The 2223-nt window shown below is 73.6% G+C and carries 3 protein-coding genes; all 3 read right to left on the reverse strand.

All coding sequences use genetic code 11. The annotated features are described in order from the left end of the window. Positions 1–90: 90 nt before the first annotated feature. Positions 91–1188: a CoA transferase gene (locus VG869_10850; protein HEV3451692.1), complete on the reverse strand. Its 1098-nt coding sequence runs from the start codon at positions 1186–1188 to the stop codon at positions 91–93. Then, a complete protein-coding gene (locus VG869_10855; GenBank protein HEV3451693.1) occupies positions 1185–1508 on the reverse strand; it encodes a hypothetical protein in 324 nt (107 codons plus the stop codon). The genes VG869_10850 and VG869_10855 overlap by 4 nt, the downstream gene beginning before the upstream one ends. 28 nt (positions 1509–1536) lie before the next feature. Further along, on the reverse strand, positions 1537–2223 hold a 687-nt coding region (locus tag VG869_10860; GenBank protein HEV3451694.1), incomplete at its 5' end, for a TIGR03619 family F420-dependent LLM class oxidoreductase.

Here is a 2223-nt window from a genome sequence, read left to right on the forward strand (position 1 = left end):
CGCGGGCTGGCCCTCACCCACAACCTGGGCGGCTACCCGGGCGAGATGGTGAGCTTCGTCGGGATCGTCGGCAACGAGCCCGGCTGACCCTCAGCCCGTCGGCCCCAGCCAGTCCCGCACCACCGCCTCCCGGTCGGCGCCGAGCGCCGGACCCGCGGACGCGAGCATCGGGGCCAGGCTGCCCCGGGCCCGGATGTGCTCGTCGGCGAGGACGGACGCCAGGTCGTTGACCGGCGCCACGGGGATGCGAGCGGCGAGGAACGCCGCCACCACCGCGTCGCGATCGCGGGCGGCGACGAAGTCGGCGACGAGGCCGTCCAGCTCGTCGGCGTGCCGGAGCCGGGCGTCGGATCGACCGAAGCGGGCCCGATCGTCGGGACCGTCCCGGCCGAGCAGCGGCAGCAGGCGCGACACCTGCGGGTCGGTCGTGCCCGACACGGCGACGTACGCGCCGTCGCGGGTCCGGTAGACGTTGCGGGGCACGCCGCCCCGAACCCGGCTCCCGGACCGGTGCGGCGGGTCGGCCGGGTCGAAGGCGGCGAGGGTCCCGCCGAGCACCGCCAGCACCGGCTCGTACATCGCCACGTCGACGAGCCGGCCGGCCGAGCCGCGCTCGCGCGCCCAGCACCCGGCCAGCGCGCCGATCACGCCGGCGAAGGCGGTGAGGGTGTCGCCGAGCGGCACCGAGGCCAAGGTCGGGGGCCCGTCGGCCTCGCCGGTGAGGTGGGCGAGGCCCGCGAACGCCTCCGCGAGCGTCCCCGCCCCCGGACGGTCGGCGTACGGGCCGGTCCGGCCGTAGCAGCTGACCGAGACCACCACGAGACCGGGGTTGCGAGCCGCCAGCCGCTCGTAGTCGCAACCCCACCGGTCCCGGATCGTGGGGGTGAGGTTCTCGACCAGGACGTCGGCGGCCCCGACGAGGCCGTCGAACGTCGCCCGGTCCTCGGCTGCCTCCAGGTCGAGCACGATCGAGCGCTTGTGCCGCGCCACCCACGTCCAGTTTCGGGCCACGCCGTCGCGCACGACGCCCATCCGGCGCATCGGGTCGCCGCCAGGCGGCTCGACCTTCACCACGTCGGCGCCGAGGTCGCCGAGCATGGCGCCGACCTGGGGCGCGGCGTAGAGGGTCGCCAGCTCGAGGACGCGCAGCCCCGCGAGGGGCAGGTCCGTCGGGCCGGCGACGCTCAATCCTTGAGCTCGACGAGGATCTCCCGGTAGCGGCGCGTCCCGGTGTTCTTCGCCGTCTCGATGCCGCCGCGCTCGATGTAGATGACGTTGCCGGGCGCCACGTCGCCCTCGACGACCCCTGGCGGGTAGCCGCCCTTGGTGTCCGGCTCGAAGATGCCCGCGATCTTGTCCCCTTCGAGCTGGATCAGCACGTAGTCGAGCTTGTGCTCGTGCACGTCGGAGCTGTCGCCGGGCTCGAGCTCCATCTCCCACACGCGCACCCGCTCGTTCTCGAACAGCCGCTTCGTGGCCACGCTCCCGAGCTTGCGGTCCTCACCCATGCGAGATCCTCTCTTCCCGTACGGCTCGTCACAGCCGGCTCGCCGCGTCGACGTACTCGTCGCCCAGCTTGCCGATCGCGGTCGCGATCCCGGCGGCGTCGGCCCCGAAGGCCGAGAGCACCAGCTGGTCGACCCCGGCGTCACGGTAGGCCGGCAGGTGGGACGGCTGCACGGGCTGCAGGTACGTGCCGACCGTCACGTCGACGTCCGACCGTGACCGTCCCGCCTCGACGAGGAAGCGCTCGAGCCGCTCGATCGACGCCCCGGCCGAGTCGGGCAGGTGGTTGAAGCCGATCCACCCGTTGCCGAGCGTCGCCACCCGCCGGAGCGCGGGGTCGGTCTCCCCGCCGAAGTAGATCGGCGGGTTCGGCTGCTGCACCGGCTTCGGGTACATGCGGCACGGCGGCATCGTGTAGTGCTCGCCCTGGTAGGAGGACACCTCGTCCGCCCAGCACGTCCGCATCACCGCCAGGTAGTCCCGAGTCCGGCTGGCTCGCCGCTCGAACGGCTCGTCGAGCACCTCGAACTCCTCGCGCAGCCAGCCGATCCCGACCCCGAAGTCGACCCGGCCCCCGGACAGCCAGTCGGCGGTCACCACCGACTTCGCGGTGTAGACGGGGTTGCGCTGCGGCACGAGGCACACCGCGGTGCCGAGCCGGATCCGCTCCGTCACGCCGGCCATGAAGGTGAGGGTGGTGAACAGCTCGAGCAGTCC

The organism is Acidimicrobiia bacterium, from assembly GCA_035948415.1.
GTDB lineage: Bacteria > Actinomycetota > Acidimicrobiia > IMCC26256 > PALSA-555 > PALSA-555.